We start from the raw sequence: 19,245 nt of genomic DNA, 5'->3' as shown, positions 1-19,245 counted from the left end.
TGGCGGCTGGCCTGTCTCAGCCGCCACTTCTGCTCTCCTTTCGCGGTGGCAAGCGCCTGACCGCAACAGCTTCAATTGGAATATCCCATGACCGTACGTGTTGAAGAACATATCTGGATCACCATGAGCGATGGTGCGCGCCTTGGTGCCCGCCTCTGGCTGCCCGAAGATGCAGAAACGTCGCCCGTTCCGGCAGTTCTCGAATATATCCCTTACCGCAAGCGTGACGGCACCCGCGGTCGTGATGAGCCGATGCATGGCTATTTTGCAGCGCAGGGTTATGCCGCCATTCGTGTTGATATGCGCGGAACAGGTGAATCCGACGGCCACATGGCTGACGAGTATCTAAAGCAGGAACAGGATGACGCTCTTGAGGTGATCGACTGGATTTCGCGTCAGCCATGGTGCAGCGGCAATGTGGGCATGATGGGCAAAAGCTGGGGTGGCTTCAACAGCCTTCAGGTTGCCTCCCGCCGCCCACCGGCATTGAAGGCAATCATCACGGCCTATTCGACGGATAACCGTTACACCGACGACATCCACTACATGGGGGGTCTGTTGCTTAACGACAATTTGTGGTGGGGCACCATTATGCTTGCCTACCAGAGCCGTCCGCTTGATCCAAAAATCGTTGGTGACACGTGGCGTGACAGCTGGCTCGAACGGCTTGAAAAGCTGCCGTTTTTTCCGGCTTTGTGGCTCGAGCATCAGCGTTACGATGACTACTGGAAACATGGTTCGGTTTGCGAAGACTGGAACGATATTCAGTGCCCGGTTCTTGCAATCGGTGCGTGGGCGGACAGCTACACAAACCCGGTATCTCGCCTGCTTGAAAACCTGAAGGTTCCGCGCCGCGGCATCATCGGTCCATGGGGTCACATCTATCCACAGGACGGCGTGCCTGGCCCGGCAATCGGTTTCCTGCAGGAAGCGACACGCTGGTGGGATCATTGGCTGAAGGGCAAAGAAACCGGCATTATGGACGAGCCAATGATGCGCGCCTTTGTGTGCGACACCATTGAGCCGACCGGCACCCGCACCACGACCAATGGCCGTTGGGTTGGTGAAGCTGAATGGCCGTCTCCAGCGATTTCGCCCAAAAAATTGCATCTTGGTGCAGATCGCGGCCTGACTGAAGCGGCGACAACGGAAGGTGTTCTGTCCATTCGTTCACCGCAGAGCCACGGCAAGGCCGGTGGCGAGTGGATGTCGACCGGTTGTCCGGGTGAACACCCCACGGATCAGCGCCTGGACAATGGCGGCGCGCTTGTTTTTGAAACCGCGACATTGCAGGACGATCTCGACGTGCTCGGAGCCCCTGTTGTACGCCTGCGCATTGCTGCAGATTGCCCTGTTGCGCAGATCAACCTGCGTCTTAACGATGTCCTGCCGGATGGGCGCGTCTCCCGCACCAGCTATCAGGTGTTCAACCTGACCCACCGTGACAGCCATGAAAATCCGGAAGCGCTTGTCCCAGGTCAGTTTTATGACGTTGCAATCAAGCTGAATGATTGCGGTTATCGTTTCGCCAAGGGGCACAAAGTCCAGCTGGCAATTGCAACGGCCTATTGGCCGATGGTCTGGACCGCTCCTTATGATGCTACCTTGAGCATTTCGGTTGCCGAAAGCGCGCTGGAACTGCCGCAGCGTGCTGTCGGAGACGGCCTGCCTGTGCAGTTTGAAGCTCCAGCCCACGGCCCATTCACACCGGTCACACAAACAGATGCTGGCACGGTTCGCCGCTGGACCGAGCAGGACCATGAAACCGGCATCAATACCTACATTACTGAGGGTGTTGGTGGTCTGTTCGGAGAAGGTGTGCTGCGTTTCGACGAGATCGACACCGAGTTGAGCCATAGCTTGCGGCGCGAGTTGACCATTCAGGATAACGACCCGCTCACTGCAAAATACGTGCTGACGCAGACCTATGAAATGGGTCGTGAAGGTTGTCGCATCAAGGTTGAAAGTCGCACAGCAATGACCTCCGATAGAGAAAATTTCTATCTGACAGGCACATTGACGGCTTACGAAAATGGCGCAGCGGTGAAAACTCGCGAGTGGGACGAGAGTTTCAAGCGCGATCTGATGTAAATGAAAACGCCCGGACAGTTACAGAAACTGTCCGGGGATTTTTTTAAGGACAAGTGTTGGTTGGCGCAGCCTTAACCAGCGGGAAACAGCCTTTCCACTGCTCGGTACGAGGTGGCCAAGGCGTCAAGGTTTCAGGGCTTTCTTCAAGCTGCAAAACGCCAAGAGCCTGCAGGTCTTTGACCCGTCCGTCGAGGTATTCCTTGATGACGCTGATCTTGCCGTTCTTGACGTGGGCGATCCAAACATCGTTCACCACCTGGCGGTTGCCGCGCTGAAAGGTGCGGAACTGCAATTCGGCTGCGATACGCCCCTTTTCCATGTCGATGAAGAATGCATCTGCCGGAAGGTAGATGCTGGTATCCTTGGCATTTTTGCAGAACTGCGCGAGATCCTCCAACATCTTGTCACGGCCGGAAACATGATTGGTCGGGTAGGAAAACTCCACATCCTCGGCCACCGTGTTTTTCATCAGATTTGTGTTGCAGGATGCCCATGCTGAGGCGAGGTCGAAAATGAGGTTCTGCATGGCGGCGCGGCCAGCATTCTTCTCGATCTCTCCGGCAAATGTAACGCCAGTGCGCACTTCTGCGGCGATGCCCATGGCAGGCATAAGCAGGCATACGGCCGTAGCCGCTGCTATTGTTTTTATCGTCCCAAACATGTCGTATTCCTTCCAGCCTCACCCGCGAGCCGGGATATGATCGACATAAGAATACGTTTCTTCGCTACAAATCAAACGATACTCGAAGCTGCTTCGGCGGCTTCCAGAATATTTCGAAACAGGCAGGCAGTGGTGATGGGGCCAATGCCATCAGGCACATGTGTGATGACGGAGGCGATGCCCCTGAGTGCTGCCTGATCCGCATCTCCGACGAGCCCTGTTGCGGTGCGATTGATCGCAACGTCGATGACAATGGCGCCTTTGGCAACGTGGTTTGTACCAAGCAATTTTGGAACGCCAGCGGCCGTTATGATGATGTCCGACCGGAGTGTGTGAGACGGTAAATCCCGGGTCGCGACATGTGTAATGCTGACAGTTGCTTCCTGATCGAGCAACATCTGTGCAAGTGGCCGCCCGACAATGCGAGACGCACCAATAATGGTGACGTTTTTCCCGTTTAGAGAGCCCACCAGTTCCTGCGCCATAAGCAGGCAAGCATGTGCCGTTGCAGGAGCGCGGGATGGAACTCCAAGTGCAAGTCTGCCCGCGTGAAGCGGGTGCAGACCGTCTATATCCTTCTCGGGACCAAGGGCCAATGACAAATCGACAGGGTCAACGCCCGATGGCAGTGGATAGAGAGTGGCAACGGCATCAACAACAGGGTCGTCCTTTAAAATGGTAATGCGTTCAAAGAGGTCCGCCGCATTTGCCGGATATGTTTCGGTTTCCAGCTTTACGCCCGCTTGTAGTGCCATCGAACGTAAGCGTTCTGCATAGGCATTCATGCCGGCATTTGTCTGATTCATCAGGATCGTGCAGCGCGGTGGCCTCGCCATTGCTGATGAGCGCTTTAGCGTTTCCGCATTGATCCCTGCAGCGATTTCGAAACCGGTGACAAGTCTGGTCATGAAATTGGGCTCCACTTTATGCCTGTCACGTCTTCTGGCGCGGTTTTAATCTCTCGCGCAACAAATTTGATATCAGCCCTCTGAGGGACATTTCTTTTTCCGGGATAATTTCTTAAAGCTTCGGCGATGAAAGTACATGTCATCTATGCTCACCCGTTGAAAGACAGCCTGAATGCCCGGCTGCATCAAGTCGTTGTCGAAAGTCTCAAGGCCGCCGGCCATGAGGTTGATGACCTCGATCTTTATGCTGAAGGCTTTGACCCCGTTTTGTCGGAAGCAGATCGTCGGGACTATCATGATGTCAGCATCAATCGTAGCCGCGTGGCACCTTATGTTGACCGGCTGAAAAATGCCGATGCACTGGTGCTCTGTCATCCGATCTGGAATTTTGGCTGGCCTGCCATTTTGAAGGGCTATTTTGATCGTGTGTTCCTGCCTGATGTGTCATTTGTATTGAAAGATGGGAAACTCGGTCCAGGTCTTGCCAACATCAAGAAACTGGCGACGGTGACCACTTACGGATCGCCGCGCTGGCGGGCAATTTTTCTCGGTGATACACCGCGTCGCAATGCGACCCGTTTTCTACGTGTTGTGTGTAATCCCCGCGTAAAGGTGAGTTATAATGCCCTTTACAACATGAACAACGCCAAGCCTGAACGGGTAGAAGCATTCATTGAAAAAATACGCAGGGACATGTCACGGTTCTAAGCGATAACAAGGCTATCTATCCATGAACCCATCAATGCCATGACCACAGGAGACAGCACCTTCCCGTCACATTTGCCACAGGCCAATACCGCTCTCGCCTTTGATCAGGTTTCGCTGCGCTTCCCCGATGGTGTGCAGGCGCTGCAAGATGTCACATTGTCCGTAAAGACCGGTGAGTTCGTCTCGATTGTCGGTCCATCGGGTTGCGGAAAATCGACATTGTTGCGCGTGGCGTCCGGTTTAATGCGGCAGACAGCTGGCGATGTTTGGGTGGACAGGCAACAACTGGGTTACACCTTCCAGGATGCTACACTTCTGCCTTGGCGAAAAGTTCAGGCTAATGTCGAACTGCTGATGGAACTGAGGGGATACTCTCTCACAGATCGACAAAAGATTGCCCGTGAACAAATTGATATGGTTGGTCTTTCGGGTTTTGAGGATTATTACCCCAAAAGCCTTTCCGGCGGCATGCGTATGCGCGTTTCACTGGCCAGATCGCTTGCACTCAACCCCAATGTCTTCTTGTTCGATGAGCCCTTTGGTGCATTGGATGAGATCACCCGCGAACGCCTGAATGATGAGGTGATGGCCCTTTACCTCAATCAAGGTTTCAGTGGTCTATTCATCACACATTCCATTGCGGAGGCCGTCTATCTCTCCAGCAAGGTTGCGGTGATGTCGAATAGACCCGGCCGTATTGTCGAAGTTTTCGATGTGGACTTCGCCTATCCACGCGAACCGGATTTGCGTTACACCCCTGAATTTTCAGCTTTGTGTGGGGAAATTTCCAAATCCCTGCGCAAGGTGATGGAAGCGTGATGAAGCCCCAGAAACCTTTGTTGGAACGCCAATCCGCCATATCACCGGCCAGACCGTCGGGCTTTGCACGTCAATTGCTGAAGGCCTTCTTGCCGCCCCTGATCATGGGTGGCATCCTGTTCTGTCTATACGTCTTTGTGCGTGGCAATCTTGAGCCGCATCGCCAGTTTCTGATGCCAGGTGTCAGCGATCTCTGGTCACAGGCATTTGGAATCGCTGCGGTGCGCGAAGAGTTGCTAGAGCGTTCCATGATCACCATGTCGATTGCGCTTGCAGGATTGGGCATTTCGATACCGACCGGTATTTTTCTCGGCATCATCATGTTCCGGTTCTATGTGATGGAACGAGCGGTGTTCCCTTACCTGGTTGCCTTGCAGTCCATTCCGATCATGGCAATTATCCCGCTCATTCAAAGCGCGCTGGGGTTCGGTTTTTTTCCGAAGGTGCTGATTGTTGCGCTGTTTACTTTCTTTGCCATCCCAACCACGCTTCTTCTGGGGCTGAAAAGCGTCGATCGTGGTATCATAGATCTGTTCCGCCTTCAGGGCGCCAGCTGGTTTGTCATGTTGCGTAAGGCTGGGCTGCCATCAGCGGCCCCTGCTTTGTTTGCGGGATTGCGTATTTCGGGCAGTCTGGCGGTTATTGCGGCAATAGTCTCAGAGCTGTTCTTCCTGTCTGGACGCGGTGGACTGGGCCAGATGCTGATGAACACCAAGATCGACTTCAAATACGAACAGATGTATGCGGCGCTTATCGTGGCGTCGATCCTGTCGATCTGCGTGTATGTGTTCTTCAACTGGCTGGGAAACCAGCTGTTTTCACAGTGGCATGAATCGGCGCGCCGCAATAAATAGACTGTCCGCTGCGGAGGCGAACGGGATGAGGGAAACGACCATGAAAAAAACAAGCGCATTTTTTCTGTCAACTGTGATTGCGGCAACCGCAGCCACATCGCTGCGGGCGCAGGAGCCCGGCGCATTTGCCCGAGAACATTACACGACCTCGCTGAAGGACGTGTGCCCCAGCCCGCTTTACATTCAGAAGGACTGGCTGGCGCAGGCCGAACATGGCGGGCTTTACCAGTTGATCGGTGTCGGTGGTAAAATGGAAACCGGTCGTTATTCCGGCCCACTCGGCGCAACGGGCATCGAACTCGTGCTGCTGGAGGGCGGCAGCGGTGTTGGTCTTGGCGATGGCGAGACCGCCTATTCCGCGCTTTACAACGGCAACTCAAAAGCCGGCGTGACACCGCATATCGGTTTTCAGGAACTGGACAACGCGTTCATTTTTTCCAAGCGTTTTCCTGTCGTCGGTGTGATGGCGCCGCTTGATAACTCCCCGACGGCGCTCTTCTGGGACAAGGCAACCTACCCAGATGGCTTCAAGTCGATCGCCGATCTGAAGGCCTTTGCAGAAAGCGACAAGGGCAAGATCTATGTATCGACCATCAAGCGGACCTTCGGGCTCTACCTTGTCGAACAGGGCGTACCAAGCGATGTTTTTGTTGAGGGCTACCGAGGTGACGGCGAAAACTTCGTCACGAACAACGGTGCATGGCTCAATCAGGGTTTTGTGACCAACGAGGTCTACAAGTTCAGCCACGGCAACAACTGGGGCAAACCGCTTGAGTATCTGCTGATCGATAGTCTCGGCTACCGCAATTATACCGGAATGCTGTCGGTCGCGACAAACCGTCTGGAAGAGCTGGCGCCATGCCTCGAAAAACTGGTTCCGTTGATCCAGCAGGCCCATGTCGACTACGTGAAAGATCCGGCCGAAGTAAACAAGCTGATCTTTGAATTCAACCAGGCCGGATTTGCCGCCAGCTGGTGGAAAACACCTATGGACCTGATTTATAACGCGTCCAAGGTCATGGTGGAAACCGGTGTCATCGGCAACGGCCCAAATGCGACAATTGGTGATTTCGACATGGAGCGCGTTGCGGAAATGTTGAAAATCGTCAAGTCACGGCTGGATGAGCGCGCCAATCCGGATGTTACACCGGAGCAGATCGTTACAAATCGCTTTATCGATCCGTCCATTGGTCTGAAGTGAGGTTTTGCAGATGGCTGGCAGAGCAATCGTCCTTGATGGTGATCTTCTGGCCGTTGAACTGCGACGGGAGATGAAGAGCCGCGTTGCGGCTTTGCGAACTGCCGGAGTGACACCAAAGATTGCCACTGTGCTGGTGGGGGATGATCCCGCCAGCCACAGCTATATCGCCCGCAAACATGCCGATTGCGTTGAATTGGGCATTGAATCCATCGATTTAAGGATGCCCGGCGACGTCGACATGTCTGGCTTGCTTGCTCAGGTGTCCGATCTCAACCGAGATAAAAGCGTTCACGGTTTTCTGGTGCAGCTTCCATTGCCATCCCATCTGGATGGGGAGGCAATTCTTGCAGCCGTTGATCCTTCAAAAGACATTGATGGTCTGCATCCCGTCAATCTTGGTGCGCTATGTGCCGGTTTTCCGGAAATCCTGGCCTGCACGCCGTCTGGCATTTTGACGCTTCTTCGTCATTACCAGGTACCGCTGGCGGGTAAAAACATCACAATCATAGGTCGCGGGATGTTAACTGGGCGACCACTTGCCATGTTGCTATCGCTTCCCGGTATCGATGCTTCGGTCACGTTGTTGCACAGCAAATCTGCCGACATTGCCAGCCACACGAAACACGCAGATGTGGTGATTTCGGCGACGGGGTGCCCCGATCTGGTCACCGCTGACATGATCAAACCGGGTGCTGCCGTTGTTGGTGTTGGCATTTCTTATAATGCCAATTTCGAGGCGGTTTCAGATGTTGCTGATGATGTGGCCGATGTTGCCGGTTGGGTTACGCCCCGACACGGTTCTGTTGGCGCGTTGACGCGCGCCAAGCTGCTATCAAACCTCATCGATTGTGCGGAACGAGCCGGTTAAAGTATTGCCAGTTCGGCATTCACCTGATCCCGCCAGGAACGGGCACTCAGCAATTCCGGCGGGAACAATCCCGGTATAGCGAAGTATGGTGCGCTGGCATCTGCGGGGTCAGTGATCGCCGCTGCGGCAAGAATTTCCTGCCTGCGTGGATCATCGAGATCACCACGTTTCTGGATTGATTTGATCCATAAGGCAATCACATAGGCAAAGGTGATTGCATCTCTGCCGGCTGCCAGTGTTTCAGATGTGGCAGACAAAATGCGTTGTGGCAGTTTCTGGCTAGTGTCCAGCGCAATCTGTTCGGTGCGGTGGGCAATGGTTGGATTGGCAAAACGTTCCAATAGTTGTTTGCGGTAGAACGGCAGGTCGATGCCGGGAACCGGATCGAGCGTGGCGACAACAGCCTCCATATGCCGCTCAACCTTTGCAACAAATTCCGGCACGGCCATCACATCGCGGACAAATTCAAGATCATGCAAAATGCCCAGATGGGCAATCAACGTGTGAGAGCCGTTGAGTAACCGCAGCTTCATTTTTTCATATGGTTCCACATGGGTGGCGAACACTGCACCGCCAGCCTCCCATGTCGGCCGTCCGGAAATGAAATCATCTTCGATGATCCACTGCATGAAGGGTTCGGTTTCAATGGCCAACCGATCATCGACGCCAAGCAGAGAGATCGCCCGCTGCCGCGTTTCTGCTGTTGCCGCAGGCACAATACGGTCAACCATGCTGCAGGGGAATTTGCCTTCTTTTGCAATCCAGCGCGCGAGCTCTGGGTCTCGCTGCTCAGCCATTTCCAGCACAAGGCGACGCACCACGTGGCCGTTGGATGGCAGGTTGTCGCAGCACAGGATCGTGAAAGGCAAATGGCCGCGCTCCCGGCGTCTGACGAGACCTTCGACCAGAAAACCGACCACGCCAACTGGTGCATGCGGGTTGGCCATATCGGCCTTGATTGCAGGATGTTGCAGGTCAAGACCGCCCGTGACAGGGTCAAGCCCATAGGCTTTCTCACTGACGGTCAAAGTCACGATACGGGTGTCCGGGTTTGAAAGGTAAGCGGTAACGTCGCCTCCCCGTTCTGCCGCACAAATCCAGTCAACCGTTGCGCCAATGATATCAGCCTTGTCGCCATCTGCGCTACGGGTGATGACCGAGTAAAGGCCCTCCTGTTGTTGTAGTGCCTTGACCGGGTCAGAAGATCTCAAGTTAACAGCCACGATGCCCCAGGGGCCAAATGTGTTCTCAATGGCTTTCTGGGTGAATACGGCCTGATGGGCGCGGTGAAATGCGCCAAGACCAATGTGGACGATACCCGGCTTGAGCAATTTTCGATTGTAAGTCGGTTGCGAGACGTTGGCCGGCAGAACGCTGCACGACGAGAGAGTTTCCATTGTCATACACGCCCATACTGCGAGTGTAGCAAGGTCCGCTCGATGCCGCGCAATTCCGCCAATCCCTTAAGGCGACCAATTGCTGGATAACCCGGTTGGGCGCCGCGCGTCAGGTCATCAAGAATTTCCTGACCGTGGTCTGGACGCATGGCGATGCGGTGGTCTTCTCGCCCCTCCTGCTTGCGTTTCTTTTCCTCCGCCAGCAGCGCTGCGATAACCGCCACCATATCCGTGCCGCCCTCAAGATGTTCGTCTTCGAAGAACGAGCAAGGCACAGTGTCGGTGTCGCGCGTCACATTGCGCAGGTGAACGAAATGGATGCGGTCTGCAAAACGTTTGGCGATAAACGGCAGGTCATTATCCGCTCTTGCACCCAGCGATCCGGTGCACAGGGTGACGCCGTTGGCGCGGCTGTCGACCTGTTTCAGCATATGCGCGTAATCGTCTTCAGTGGAGAGAATGCGTGGCAGCCCCAGAAGCGGCCATGGTGGGTCGTCGCCATGGGCACAAATATTGATGCCAACCTCTTCCGCCACAGGAACCACTTGCGACAGGAAATCAATCAGATTGGATTGCAGCCTTGTGCGATCAATGCCCTGATAGGTCCGCAACTTCTCCAGCAATTGCTCAAGCGTGTAGCCATCGGCAGACCCCGGAAGGCCTGCGCCGATGTTCTTGCCAAGTGCAGTAATCTTGGTGTCGGGCATATCTGCAAAACGTTTTGCCGCATCGTCTATCAACCATTCCGGATAGTCATTCTTGGCGTCGGGGCGTTTCAGGATATGGATGTCAAATGCTGCAAAATCCGTCAGGTCAAAGCGCATGGCTTTCGCGCCATGACGGGTTTCCCAACGCAGGTCGGTGCGTGTCCAGTCGAGTACGGGCATGAAGTTGTAGCAAACAGTACGGATGCCGGTGGTGGAAAGTCGGCGCAGTGTTTCCTGCCAATTGGCAACATGATCTTTCCAGTCACCTGTCTGTGTCTTGATTTCTTCAGACACTGGCACGCTTTCCACGACGTCCCAATAAAGGCCGCCAGCTTTGATTTCTTCGTGCCGTTTGCGGATTTCATCAACTGGCCAGACGGAACCGGTTGCAATGTGGTGCAATGCGCTAACAATGCCTTCTGCACCGGCCTGAGCCGCATCACGAACGGTTACCTTGTCAACGGGACCAAACCAACGCCATGTATGTTTCATTGCAATATTCCTTTAGAAATCAGTGAGGTCAGCTGAAGGCGATCTGCACCTTGCAGGCAACGGAACGGTCGCCAGCCTGTTCAAAGGCTTCAACAGCGTTTTCCAGCGGAAAGTGGTGCGAGATAATCGGTCGAACGTCGATGGAATGTGATGAAATGGCCTGAACGGCTTGCGCAAACTCTTGGTCAAACCGCTGTGAGCCACGCCAGATGACTTCCTTGCCGACAAGCGCATTGAGTGGAATAGTCATGTCTCCGGTCACACCGACCTGCACAATTGTGCCTCGCGGCTTGATGGCGGCGAATGCGGAACGCAACGCCGGGCCAGCGGCTGAGCAATCAAACACCACTTCGAATGTGCCCTTACCTTCCTGATAAGGTGCAAGGCCCTGTGGATTGGAGATGACGTTGATGGTCTGGGTGGCGCCCATGGCAGGCGCGCGGGACAGTGCGGCATCAGCAAGATCTGTCACAACAACTTCACTTGCGCCAGCGTGTTTTGCGGCTGCGACAGTCAGCAGTCCGATGGGGCCGGCACCGGTCACCAGTACTTTTTTGCCAGTGAGATCCCCGGCTTGGGCGACCGCATGCAGGCAAACGGCCAGCGGTTCGGCGCAAGCTGCTTCTGCCGGTGTAATGTCACTTGGAAAAGCGAAGCATTGTTTTGCGGGAACGACCAACCAATCCCGGAACATTCCCTGTTCGTGGGGCAGACGCATTGCGCTGCCCATGAAACGCATGTCCAGGCAATGAATAGGCTCGCCATTATCGCAATATTGGCATTTTCCACATGGTTGGGATGGATTGACGGCGACCAAGGCGCCAATCGTCAGTTCGCTTACGCCGACTCCCAGTTTGTCTACGTAACCGGAAGCTTCGTGGCCTGATATGATGGGTTCGCGCACCTGAATGGGTCCAAAGCCACCATCCTGATAATAATGCAAATCCGAACCACAAATGCCGCCGACGGCCATACGAAGCAGCACGTTGCCGGGCCCGGGTTCGCTGAACTCCTGGGTTTCAACCTTGAGATCCTGTTTGCCGTAAAGACGCGCAACACGAGTGAGCATTCAAACTGCCTTCATTTTACGAAATGGTTATGCCGCGCGGCTTTCGCCGCGCGGATGGTGTGTTAGCGGATCAGGCCCATCTGGGTCGGCAACCAAAGGGAGATCGCCGGGATGAAGGTTATCAGCATGAGAGCGATGAACAGCGGGATCATCCATGGAAGAATGGCCAAAGTCGTTCGCTCGACGGACATTTTTGATATGCGGGCGAGCACGAATAGCACCATCCCCACCGGCGGAGTCAGCAAGCCGATCATCAGGTTGAGCGTTACGATAAGACCGAGGTGTACAGGGTCAATGCCGTAACGGGCTGCAACTGGCATGAGGATCGGAACAAGGATACTGATGGCCGCGATCGTATCAAGGAAAGCACCAACAATCAGCAGCAACACGTTGACAAGAATAAGGAATGTCCACCAGTTGTCTGTCAGGCCGAAGATGAAGTCCGAGAACAGTTGAGCTGCCTGGCTGACAGTGAGCAACCATGCAAAAATTGAGGCGGCAGTCACGATGAACAGTACCGATGCTGTGGTTTCAATCGTATCGAAGGACGCCTTTGCAAGCGTTTTGAACGTCATTGTGCGATAACGAACAAGACCTAGGAACATCGACCACATCACGGCTGCAACGGCCGCTTCTGTTGGTGTGAACCAGCCCATTGTCATGCCGCCGATGAGAAGTACAGGCGTCATCAGCGCCATGACGGCCGAGAAGTCGAAGTACCAATCAAGAGCGACCAACGCCACAAGACCGATAAGAACCGCAAGATTGACCGAGAGGCCCGCCAGCACAAGCAGATAGACCGCAGCCGGGAAGGAGAAAACGATAACAACTTCTAGCGAGGCGCTCATAAGCTGTTTGAGTTCGAACGGCGTATCAGAGCCCCAGCCCTTGCGGCGCGCAAAGACATACACCGTCAACATCATCAGCACGGTCATAACGATGCCGGGAATGATGCCCGCCATGAACAGCGCGCCAATGGAGGCGTTTGCCATCATGCCGTAGATCACGAACGGCAAGGAAGGCGGAAAGATCGGTCCCAATGTTGCCGAAGCCGCAGTAACGCCTACTGCCGCCTCCACGGGGTAACCGTGATCTTTCATCGCCTTGATTTCGATGGTGCCAATACCGGCCGCATCAGCGAGTGCTGTGCCGGACATGCCGGAGAACACCACAGAACCGATGATATTGACCTGCGCCAGACCACCCTTCATCCAGCCGACGAGCGACAGGGCGAAGTGATAGATGCGACCGGTGACGCCGGCGCTGTTCATGAGGTTGCCAGCCAGAATGAAGAAAGGCACTGCAATAAGCGGAAAACTTTCCACGCCAGCGATCATGCGCTGGGCGGCGATGATGTCAGGTGCAACGCCATAAAGGACAAGATACAAAAGCGAGGAGACTGCCATGGATACGGCTACAGGTGTGCCGATGAGCATGAGCAGCAGAAATGAACCAATCAGTAGCAGCATCGCTCAAATTCCCTGTGTATTAATGGCTTCGTCAGCCTGCTCGCGGACGGTTTTTTTACTGGTCATGTCCTTGACGAAGTTCTGCACCGAACGCAGGAACATCAATATGTAAGCTGCAAACACGGTATAGAAGACAATGCCGCGTGGAAGGTCGACTGTGACCATGCGCTCATCGCCGACGATTTCGAGATAACGCCACATCAACCAGGTGATATAGGCGAAAAAACCGATGTTGATGAGGTCAACGACAACTTCAAGGGCACGTCCTGTCTTGCGCGACAGGAAGCGATAAATCAGGTCGACCTGAATGTGTCGGACCTGACGGACACACATAACGGAGCCAAGAAACACCACGACCACAAGGCAGTTGGCGGCAATTTCTTCTGTCCAGGCAAGACTGTTGTTGAGAGCGTAACGTGTGAAAAACTGCAGGAAGACACTGGTTGCCATTCCCCAGAATACCAGCATGGTCAGCCAGTCTTCAAATGCGTAGGGAGACAGGTCGACATCGCCAACCTCTTCCTCGAAGGCATGCGCCATCTCTTCCACGCTGATGGGCGCGTTCTTTTGATCTGTCATTTGGAAAGCTCCAGTGGACGAGGCCAAAGGGATGTCCGGTGCCGTGTAGGCACCGGACGGTGCAATTACTGGATGGCGCGGATGGCTTCCCAGTCAGCCTTGTCGTAACCGAACTCTTCGAAGGTCACTTTATCCAACACGTTCTTTTCGAAGTCGGCCTTGTCGACTTCCGTGACGGTCAGGCCACGCTTCTTGAAGTCCTCGACAAGAGCATTTTCACGTTCTTCGATGATCTTGGTTGTGCGTTCTGCCGCCTGCTGCATGACTTCCACGAAGATTTTCTTGTCTTCGTCCGAAAGGCTGGCCCAGCGGCTCTTTGAGATCAGCGTGTTGAGGTGGTCGACGATGTGGCCAGTCAACACGATGTTCTTCTGCACTTCGTAGAACTTCTTGGCATCAATGGTTGTCAGGGGGTTTTCCTGAGCATCCACAGTACCGTTCTGTAGCGCAAGATAGACCTCCGCAAAGGCAATCGGCGTGGTGTTGGCGCCACAGGCCCGTGGCATTGCAAGGTATGCAGGAACATCAGGCACGCGCATTTTCAAGCCAGCCATATCGCCGCATTTTTCGATAGGCGTATTGGATGTGGTGTGGCGTGTGCCGTAGTAGCTTACAGCGGTGATTATGTTGCCAGTCTTGTCTTCATAACCTTTCGCCAAGCGCTTGAACACATCGCTCTTGGTGTAGGCGATGAGGTGAGCAGGATCGCGGAAGATGTAAGGGAAGTATGTTACGCCAATCGGCTTATAGTCGCGGGCTGCAAAGCTGGAGCCAGAGATGATCATATCAACAGTGCCGAGCTTCAGGCCTTGGTTGATATCCGCTTCCTTGCCGAGCTGTGAAGCTGGGAACACGTCGATCTTGTAACGGCCGTCGGTGCGTTTTGCTATTTCTTCAGCGGCCCATACCGACTCCGTATGGAAAGGCTCTGTTGTTTCATACACATGCGCCCACTTCAGGGCAGTCTGCGCCTGGGCAGTGAGTGCCGATGCCATAATCATTGCTGTTGCACCCAGCAACGTTTTTAATCCGAATTTCATCCTCAAATCCTCCCGAATTGATTTCAGATTTCGTATGGTTGTGATCCCTCCGCAAGAAGCGCGACAGGGTTATTCTTCTCCTCCCAACTCCTCACCGAAGCTCTCAGAGAATCTCTTTTGCGCCCGTATCATGTGCAGTCGCATGGCCTCACGAGCGGCAGATGGGTCATTGGCCGAAATTGCGTTGCGGATGGCCACATGTTCTTCCATTGCCAGCTGCCAGGTATGCGGGCCTTCAAAGTAGCCCGCCAGTTTCTCGAAATAAGGTGTCATCCGCTGATCGTAGATCAGACCCGTGAATCGGTTCAGTGTCGCGTTGCCGATGATGTCGGCGATGGCTGTATGGAACTCCCGGTCGACGGCCAATGCACGTGTTGCATCATGAAGCGACTGGCGCATGCGATTCAGATTGTCATCGAGTATCGCCACATGCTGTGGGGTCGCTAGGCGTGCGGCTTCTTCAGCAATTGCACTTTCGATGATGCAACGCGCCTGCAAAATTTCGAATGGTCCGTCACTGTCATCCGCGGGCAAGACAATCTTGGCCGGGTTTGTCTTGCTGCTGATATACACGCCTGAACCCATGCGGATCTGGATGTATCCCTCCACTTCCAGAACAATCAAAGCCTCGCGAACGGTCGGGCGCGATACCGAAAATCTCTCTGCAAGCTCGCGCTCGGCAGGCAGGCGGGCTCCATCGGAAAGCTCTCCCGTTTCGATAAGCATACGTATTTGGTCCGCGACCTGCCGATAAAGGCGGCGCGGTTCCAATGCCACAAACATTTAAATCCTCCCATGCGCCACTCCCTTGGCGCACATCTGGTAAGATGGCCTTACCAATTTTTTTTATTAAAGCTGCTTCAGTCGATAAGTCAAGCAGAAAAGTGAATAAATATTACAATTAAGTATATGTTTTTAAACGCGAAAATGTTGTCGGCGGCAAGCTGGTTGCCACCGGTATTTTCCCGCGATGGAGCCGTTTTTGCCTCTCAGAACAGAGGCATTTCCAAGCCATATTTGTCGGCAAGCTCTTCGAAAGCCTGCCTTGTGGAGGGGTCAACAGTGACTCCCTCTCGTTCTCTTTGCGCCGCGACAAGCCATTCCCGGTCGCCCGGTGCCATAACCTTGCAGTCTTCACGGGTTGGAGAGGTGCGCAGCACCTGCAGATAGCGCTGCATGCCCGAATCAAATGTCTGCCGGTCAACGAATGCTTCCGGTTTGATAGCCAGTACGAATGCGCCCATGCCGCGTGGCTTGGAAAAATCAGGCCCACCCATCGGGGCAATGTCGAAGCTCAGCTTCATGCCGGTCAAAATTGCGCTGAAAATTTCTGCGACGCCTGCAAGAGCCGCGCCCTTGAAGCCGAATTCGCCACCGAGCGGCGCGAGCATGTCAGCAGCATTGGCATCCTTGGTGTCAACGCCCGTTTCATCAGATGCAGTAGCGTTTGGCAGAGCTTGGCCGAGGCTGCGATACAGCAGAACGCGGTTATAGGGGATGGAGCTGGTCGCCATGTCGAGCAACCACGGATCGTCCCCGGAAACCGGAACGCCAACCGAAATCGGGTTTGTGCCGTGGAAACGCATCGCACCGTCATGCAGGCGGACAAAGCTGTCCGAGTTGCAGAATGTGATGCCGATGTAACCTTTGCGGGCCGCTTCGATGGAGTAAGCGCCAGCGGGACCAAAATGTGAGGTGTTGCGGATAGCAACTGCGCCAATTCCGAACTTGCTGGCGAGGTCGATCGCGTTGTCCATTGCCGTATATGTGGCAAGGGCACCGTGCGCGTCATCTGCATCCAGCGTTTCGATGGCGCCAAAGCTTGTTACTTTTTTGATATCAGGTGCGCCGTTGATGCGACCGCCGTTCAGCGCTGTGATGTAGTGGGCAAGAAGGCGGACACCGTGGCTGTCGACGCCGTGACGGGTGCCATGCATCATGGCTCGCGTTGCAGCGTCTGCCGTTGCCGTGTTTGCGCCAGCGGCGGCAAACACGGCACGACAAAACCGGTCGAGCTCGTCCAGCGACACATTGTTCTGTGCGTTGGTTTGCAACATCCCGGTTCCTCCCCTCCAAAATGTACTATGTGTACACTAGACATTATTTTTGAGTCACGCAATGCCGCTATCTGCAAAAATCTGCTGTCAAAGCGGTTGCAAGGCAAAGCCGCTTCCCGCATCTTCGAACCAGAAAAACCAGAGCAATATCATCCATGTCCACCACCGGTTCCGGCACAGCTCCCAAACTCTACCAGCGCGCTTGCGAGGTTTTGGCCTTGGATATCAGCAATGGGGCCATCGAGGTTGGTAGCCGCCTGACGGAAACAGGGGTGGCTGAGCGCTTTGGAATCAGCCGCGCACCTGCCCGGCAGTCGTTGATGCAACTTGAGCGCATGGGGCTGATACAAAAAGCCTCATCGCGTGGTTATGATGTTTTGGCACTCGCCAATCCAGCGTCTGTCATCGTGGCCCCCAAAGCTGCGGCCAATGACGATCCCAAGATACATTTCCTGCCAAGTTGGGAGTTGATCTACTCTGAAATCGAAATGGAGATTGTCTCACGGACAACCTTTGCCAGCTGGCGCATCAATGAAGCGATCCTGGCGAAACATTACGGTGTCAGCCGAACGGTTGCACGCGATGTGGTGGCCCGCCTGCAGCAGCGTGGCATTGTTCAGAAAGATGACAGCGCACGGTGGTTTGCACCCGCACTGACCATGCAACACATTGATGAGCTCTACGAGTTAAGATGGGTTCTGGAGCCGCTGGCGTTGGAAAAAGCCGTACCCAATTTGCCAGAGGGGTTTCTCACCCGGGTTCGCGGCAATATCGAATCAGCAATAAATTGCCAAGTGCCGCAAGTCGGCAGCACGCTGGACAGGTTTGAGCAGGAACTTCATGTCGAGCTTTTGGGGTATTGTGGCAACAGTTCACTTATGCGGGCGATCAGCCTGCCGCAGTCGCTGCTGATTGCCCACCACTTCCTCTATCCCCGCACCACCGATCTGTTCGAGACGGAGCCGTTTCTGCCGGAGCATCTGGAGATACTCACCCATATTCAGGACGGAAATATCGTCGGCGCCAAGGACGCGATGACGGCACATCTGCAGATTTCCCGCGAAAGAGCCATGATGCGTATTCAGGCGGTGACTCATTCGATGACGCCAGATGAGCTTCCCTATCTAGACCTCATGGAGCCGCTTTGACGCTGTGACGATTTCGGGTTGCCATTTCGTTTAGATTGATACTTCGCAAGCCCCGACAAACTCCGTGCTTGTGCCTTAATTCATTCAGCATCCATTCAGGCAGCGGGAACTATTTCTTATGCCATGATGTTTTAACGGGTGACAAACCACCCTCTGGATGGACGAAGACAATGTTCACAGTTGCAAAGAAAACAGTACTGGCAATTGCGGTCGCTGCCACAGTGATTGTTCCGCTACAGTCAGCGAATGCCGGTGACTGGAACCGCCGTCACCGCAACGAGGCAGCTGCCCTCGGCGTGATTGGTCTTGCGGCTGGCTTGGCCGTCGGTTCAGCGCTCGCACGTCCGTCTGAACCGGATGGCCCTGTTTACATTGACCCGCCGCGCCGTGGTCCGGTTTATGCCGAACCTGAATATGTGTATCAAGACCCATACGCGAATGACGGCTATTATCCTGAGCCTCCGCGTACCGTTTACCAGCGCCCGCGCCCAGTTTACGAGACACGCCCGGTTTACGAAACACGTCCTGCCTATCAACCGCGGACAGTTTACCGCACGATCGAACCATGGTCGCAGTCTTGGTATGACTATTGCTCGCAGCGTTACAGAAGCTTCAACGCTCGCACCGGTACCTACACCGACTATAGTGGCCAGCGTCACTTCTGCACTGCTGGCTAAATAGCAGTCTCAAACATGTCAAAAGGCCCGCAGGCTGACGTCTGCGGGCCTTTCTTGCGATTAAAGCACCGCCAATTCGAAACCCTCATCGAGCCAGCCGGTAATGCCGCCAGCCATGATCTTTACCGGCCGCCCCAGTTGAGCAAGCCGCAAGGCGCCTTTTGCTGCGCCGTTGCAATGCGGCCCCGCACAATATGTCACGAAAATAGTGTTTTGAGGCCAGGCTGCCATTTTCGATGCAGTCATTTTGCCATGCGGCAGGCTAATGGCACCGGGAATATGTCCCTTCGCGTAGAGCGCTGGCCCGCGCACATCGAGAAGCACAAAATCTGCGCCCTTTGACAGCGAGTCGTGGACATCCCAGCAATCGGTTTCAAAGCTGAATTCGGCTGCGAAATGTTCAACAGCCAGATGGCTTGGTGCAGGTTTTACGATGGTAACGGCAGTGGTCATTGATCTGTCTCCTTTGCATAGCCCATTTTGCAAAGATGGCTCTGATT

The 19,245-nt window shown here is 54.5% G+C and carries 19 protein-coding genes; 8 read left to right on the top strand and 11 right to left on the bottom strand.

From position 1 onward, the window contains the following. Positions 1–87 precede the first annotated feature (87 nt). Positions 88–2,091, top strand: a complete 2,004-nt coding sequence (locus tag IB237_RS13065; RefSeq protein ID WP_192489107.1) for a CocE/NonD family hydrolase — start codon at positions 88–90, stop codon at positions 2,089–2,091. A 43-nt stretch (positions 2,092–2,134) separates the two neighbouring features. On the opposite strand, the gene IB237_RS13060 is transcribed toward IB237_RS13065, so the two are convergent. Both IB237_RS13060 and IB237_RS13055 read right to left on the bottom strand, forming a co-directional pair. Next, positions 2,135–2,752 carry a nuclear transport factor 2 family protein gene (locus IB237_RS13060; RefSeq protein ID WP_210323939.1) on the bottom strand — a complete coding sequence of 206 codons (618 nt, stop codon included), beginning with the start codon at positions 2,750–2,752 and terminating at the stop codon, positions 2,135–2,137. Between the two features lie 71 nt (positions 2,753–2,823). Beyond that, positions 2,824–3,660, bottom strand: coding sequence for a bifunctional 5,10-methylenetetrahydrofolate dehydrogenase/5,10-methenyltetrahydrofolate cyclohydrolase (locus IB237_RS13055; RefSeq protein ID WP_192489106.1), 837 nt, complete (start codon positions 3,658–3,660; stop codon positions 2,824–2,826). 126 nt (positions 3,661–3,786) lie between these two features. Here IB237_RS13055 and IB237_RS13050 point away from each other — a divergent pair, with 126 nt between their 5' ends. The 5 genes from IB237_RS13050 to IB237_RS13030 are packed head-to-tail and all read left to right on the top strand — an operon-like array spanning position 3,787 to position 8,110. Beyond that, positions 3,787–4,368, top strand: a complete 582-nt coding sequence (locus IB237_RS13050; protein ID WP_192489105.1) for an NAD(P)H-dependent oxidoreductase — start codon at positions 3,787–3,789, stop codon at positions 4,366–4,368. Between the two features lie 39 nt (positions 4,369–4,407). Continuing rightward, positions 4,408–5,187, top strand: a complete 780-nt coding sequence (locus IB237_RS13045) for an ABC transporter ATP-binding protein (protein ID WP_192489104.1) — start codon at positions 4,408–4,410, stop codon at positions 5,185–5,187. After that, positions 5,187–6,041, top strand: a complete 855-nt coding sequence (locus tag IB237_RS13040; RefSeq protein WP_192489103.1) for an ABC transporter permease — start codon at positions 5,187–5,189, stop codon at positions 6,039–6,041. The genes IB237_RS13045 and IB237_RS13040 overlap by 1 nt, the downstream gene beginning before the upstream one ends. A 40-nt stretch (positions 6,042–6,081) precedes the next feature. Continuing rightward, entirely contained in the window at positions 6,082–7,242 is a 1,161-nt protein-coding gene (locus tag IB237_RS13035) for a hypothetical protein (protein WP_192489102.1), read from the top strand. 10 nt (positions 7,243–7,252) lie between these two features. Further along, entirely contained in the window at positions 7,253–8,110 is an 858-nt protein-coding gene (locus tag IB237_RS13030; RefSeq protein ID WP_192489101.1) for a bifunctional 5,10-methylenetetrahydrofolate dehydrogenase/5,10-methenyltetrahydrofolate cyclohydrolase, read from the top strand. On the opposite strand, the gene IB237_RS13025 is transcribed toward IB237_RS13030, so the two are convergent. From IB237_RS13025 to IB237_RS12990, 8 genes are all read right to left on the bottom strand, one after another. Then, positions 8,107–9,507 (bottom strand): mannitol dehydrogenase family protein, encoded by a 1,401-nt coding sequence (locus IB237_RS13025; RefSeq protein ID WP_192489425.1) that lies wholly within the window; start codon positions 9,505–9,507, stop codon positions 8,107–8,109. The two genes, IB237_RS13030 and IB237_RS13025, sit on opposite strands and share 4 nt — an antisense overlap. 2 nt (positions 9,508–9,509) lie before the next feature. Then, positions 9,510–10,706, bottom strand: coding sequence for a mannonate dehydratase (gene uxuA, locus IB237_RS13020; protein ID WP_192489100.1), 1,197 nt, complete (start codon positions 10,704–10,706; stop codon positions 9,510–9,512). 28 nt (positions 10,707–10,734) lie between these two features. Continuing rightward, a complete protein-coding gene (locus tag IB237_RS13015) occupies positions 10,735–11,775 on the bottom strand; it encodes an L-idonate 5-dehydrogenase (RefSeq protein ID WP_192489099.1) in 1,041 nt (346 codons plus the stop codon). Between the two features lie 62 nt (positions 11,776–11,837). Then, on the bottom strand, positions 11,838–13,244 hold the full coding sequence (locus IB237_RS13010; RefSeq protein WP_192489098.1) for a TRAP transporter large permease: 1,407 nt from the start codon (positions 13,242–13,244) through the stop codon (positions 11,838–11,840). A gap of 3 nt (positions 13,245–13,247) precedes the next feature. Continuing rightward, positions 13,248–13,823 carry a TRAP transporter small permease gene (locus IB237_RS13005; protein WP_192489097.1) on the bottom strand — a complete coding sequence of 192 codons (576 nt, stop codon included), beginning with the start codon at positions 13,821–13,823 and terminating at the stop codon, positions 13,248–13,250. A 65-nt stretch (positions 13,824–13,888) separates the two neighbouring features. Continuing rightward, positions 13,889–14,863, bottom strand: a complete 975-nt coding sequence (locus tag IB237_RS13000; protein ID WP_192489096.1) for a sialic acid TRAP transporter substrate-binding protein SiaP — start codon at positions 14,861–14,863, stop codon at positions 13,889–13,891. A gap of 69 nt (positions 14,864–14,932) precedes the next feature. Continuing rightward, positions 14,933–15,646: a FadR/GntR family transcriptional regulator gene (locus tag IB237_RS12995; protein WP_192489095.1), complete on the bottom strand. Its 714-nt coding sequence runs from the start codon at positions 15,644–15,646 to the stop codon at positions 14,933–14,935. A 206-nt stretch (positions 15,647–15,852) separates the two neighbouring features. Beyond that, on the bottom strand, positions 15,853–16,920 hold the full coding sequence (locus tag IB237_RS12990) for an Ldh family oxidoreductase (RefSeq protein ID WP_192489094.1): 1,068 nt from the start codon (positions 16,918–16,920) through the stop codon (positions 15,853–15,855). 155 nt (positions 16,921–17,075) lie between these two features. On the opposite strand from IB237_RS12990, the gene IB237_RS12985 reads away from it, so the two are divergent. Both IB237_RS12985 and IB237_RS12980 read left to right on the top strand, forming a co-directional pair. Continuing rightward, entirely contained in the window at positions 17,076–18,068 is a 993-nt protein-coding gene (locus tag IB237_RS12985; RefSeq protein ID WP_192489093.1) for a GntR family transcriptional regulator, read from the top strand. A 170-nt stretch (positions 18,069–18,238) separates the two neighbouring features. Beyond that, positions 18,239–18,745: a BA14K family protein gene (locus IB237_RS12980; protein ID WP_192489092.1), complete on the top strand. Its 507-nt coding sequence runs from the start codon at positions 18,239–18,241 to the stop codon at positions 18,743–18,745. A 60-nt stretch (positions 18,746–18,805) separates the two neighbouring features. Here IB237_RS12980 and IB237_RS12975 read toward each other — a convergent pair whose 3' ends face one another. Then, positions 18,806–19,198 carry a rhodanese-like domain-containing protein gene (locus tag IB237_RS12975; protein WP_192489091.1) on the bottom strand — a complete coding sequence of 131 codons (393 nt, stop codon included), beginning with the start codon at positions 19,196–19,198 and terminating at the stop codon, positions 18,806–18,808. Positions 19,199–19,245 lie beyond the last annotated feature (47 nt).

This window comes from Agrobacterium sp. AGB01 (assembly GCF_014851585.1).
Taxonomy (GTDB): domain Bacteria; phylum Pseudomonadota; class Alphaproteobacteria; order Rhizobiales; family Rhizobiaceae; genus Agrobacterium.
Note: the sequence above shows the minus strand (reverse complement) of the source record. Positions and strands in the feature narration are given on the sequence as shown.

Excerpts from the sequence above, each read along its gene's own strand:
- IB237_RS13050 (WP_192489105.1), top strand. The coding sequence starts at position 3,787 with ATGAAAGTACATGTCATCTATGCTCACCCGTTGAAAGACAGCCTGAAT.
- IB237_RS12980 (WP_192489092.1), top strand. The coding sequence starts at position 18,239 with ATGTTCACAGTTGCAAAGAAAACAGTACTGGCAATTGCGGTCGCTGCC.
- IB237_RS13030 (WP_192489101.1), top strand. The coding sequence starts at position 7,253 with ATGGCTGGCAGAGCAATCGTCCTTGATGGTGATCTTCTGGCCGTTGAA.
- IB237_RS12995 (WP_192489095.1), bottom strand. The coding sequence starts at position 15,646 with ATGTTTGTGGCATTGGAACCGCGCCGCCTTTATCGGCAGGTCGCGGAC.
- IB237_RS13010 (WP_192489098.1), bottom strand. The coding sequence starts at position 13,244 with ATGCTGCTACTGATTGGTTCATTTCTGCTGCTCATGCTCATCGGCACA.
- IB237_RS13005 (WP_192489097.1), bottom strand. The coding sequence starts at position 13,823 with ATGACAGATCAAAAGAACGCGCCCATCAGCGTGGAAGAGATGGCGCAT.
- IB237_RS13015 (WP_192489099.1), bottom strand. The coding sequence starts at position 11,775 with ATGCTCACTCGTGTTGCGCGTCTTTACGGCAAACAGGATCTCAAGGTT.
- IB237_RS13055 (WP_192489106.1), bottom strand. The coding sequence starts at position 3,660 with ATGACCAGACTTGTCACCGGTTTCGAAATCGCTGCAGGGATCAATGCG.
- IB237_RS13065 (WP_192489107.1), top strand. The coding sequence starts at position 88 with ATGACCGTACGTGTTGAAGAACATATCTGGATCACCATGAGCGATGGT.
- IB237_RS13025 (WP_192489425.1), bottom strand. The coding sequence starts at position 9,507 with ATGGAAACTCTCTCGTCGTGCAGCGTTCTGCCGGCCAACGTCTCGCAA.
- IB237_RS12990 (WP_192489094.1), bottom strand. The coding sequence starts at position 16,920 with ATGTTGCAAACCAACGCACAGAACAATGTGTCGCTGGACGAGCTCGAC.
- IB237_RS13040 (WP_192489103.1), top strand. The coding sequence starts at position 5,187 with ATGAAGCCCCAGAAACCTTTGTTGGAACGCCAATCCGCCATATCACCG.
- uxuA (WP_192489100.1), bottom strand. The coding sequence starts at position 10,706 with ATGAAACATACATGGCGTTGGTTTGGTCCCGTTGACAAGGTAACCGTT.
- IB237_RS12985 (WP_192489093.1), top strand. The coding sequence starts at position 17,076 with ATGTCCACCACCGGTTCCGGCACAGCTCCCAAACTCTACCAGCGCGCT.
- IB237_RS12975 (WP_192489091.1), bottom strand. The coding sequence starts at position 19,198 with ATGACCACTGCCGTTACCATCGTAAAACCTGCACCAAGCCATCTGGCT.
- IB237_RS13035 (WP_192489102.1), top strand. The coding sequence starts at position 6,082 with ATGAAAAAAACAAGCGCATTTTTTCTGTCAACTGTGATTGCGGCAACC.
- IB237_RS13000 (WP_192489096.1), bottom strand. The coding sequence starts at position 14,863 with ATGAAATTCGGATTAAAAACGTTGCTGGGTGCAACAGCAATGATTATG.
- IB237_RS13045 (WP_192489104.1), top strand. The coding sequence starts at position 4,408 with ATGACCACAGGAGACAGCACCTTCCCGTCACATTTGCCACAGGCCAAT.
- IB237_RS13060 (WP_210323939.1), bottom strand. The coding sequence starts at position 2,752 with ATGTTTGGGACGATAAAAACAATAGCAGCGGCTACGGCCGTATGCCTG.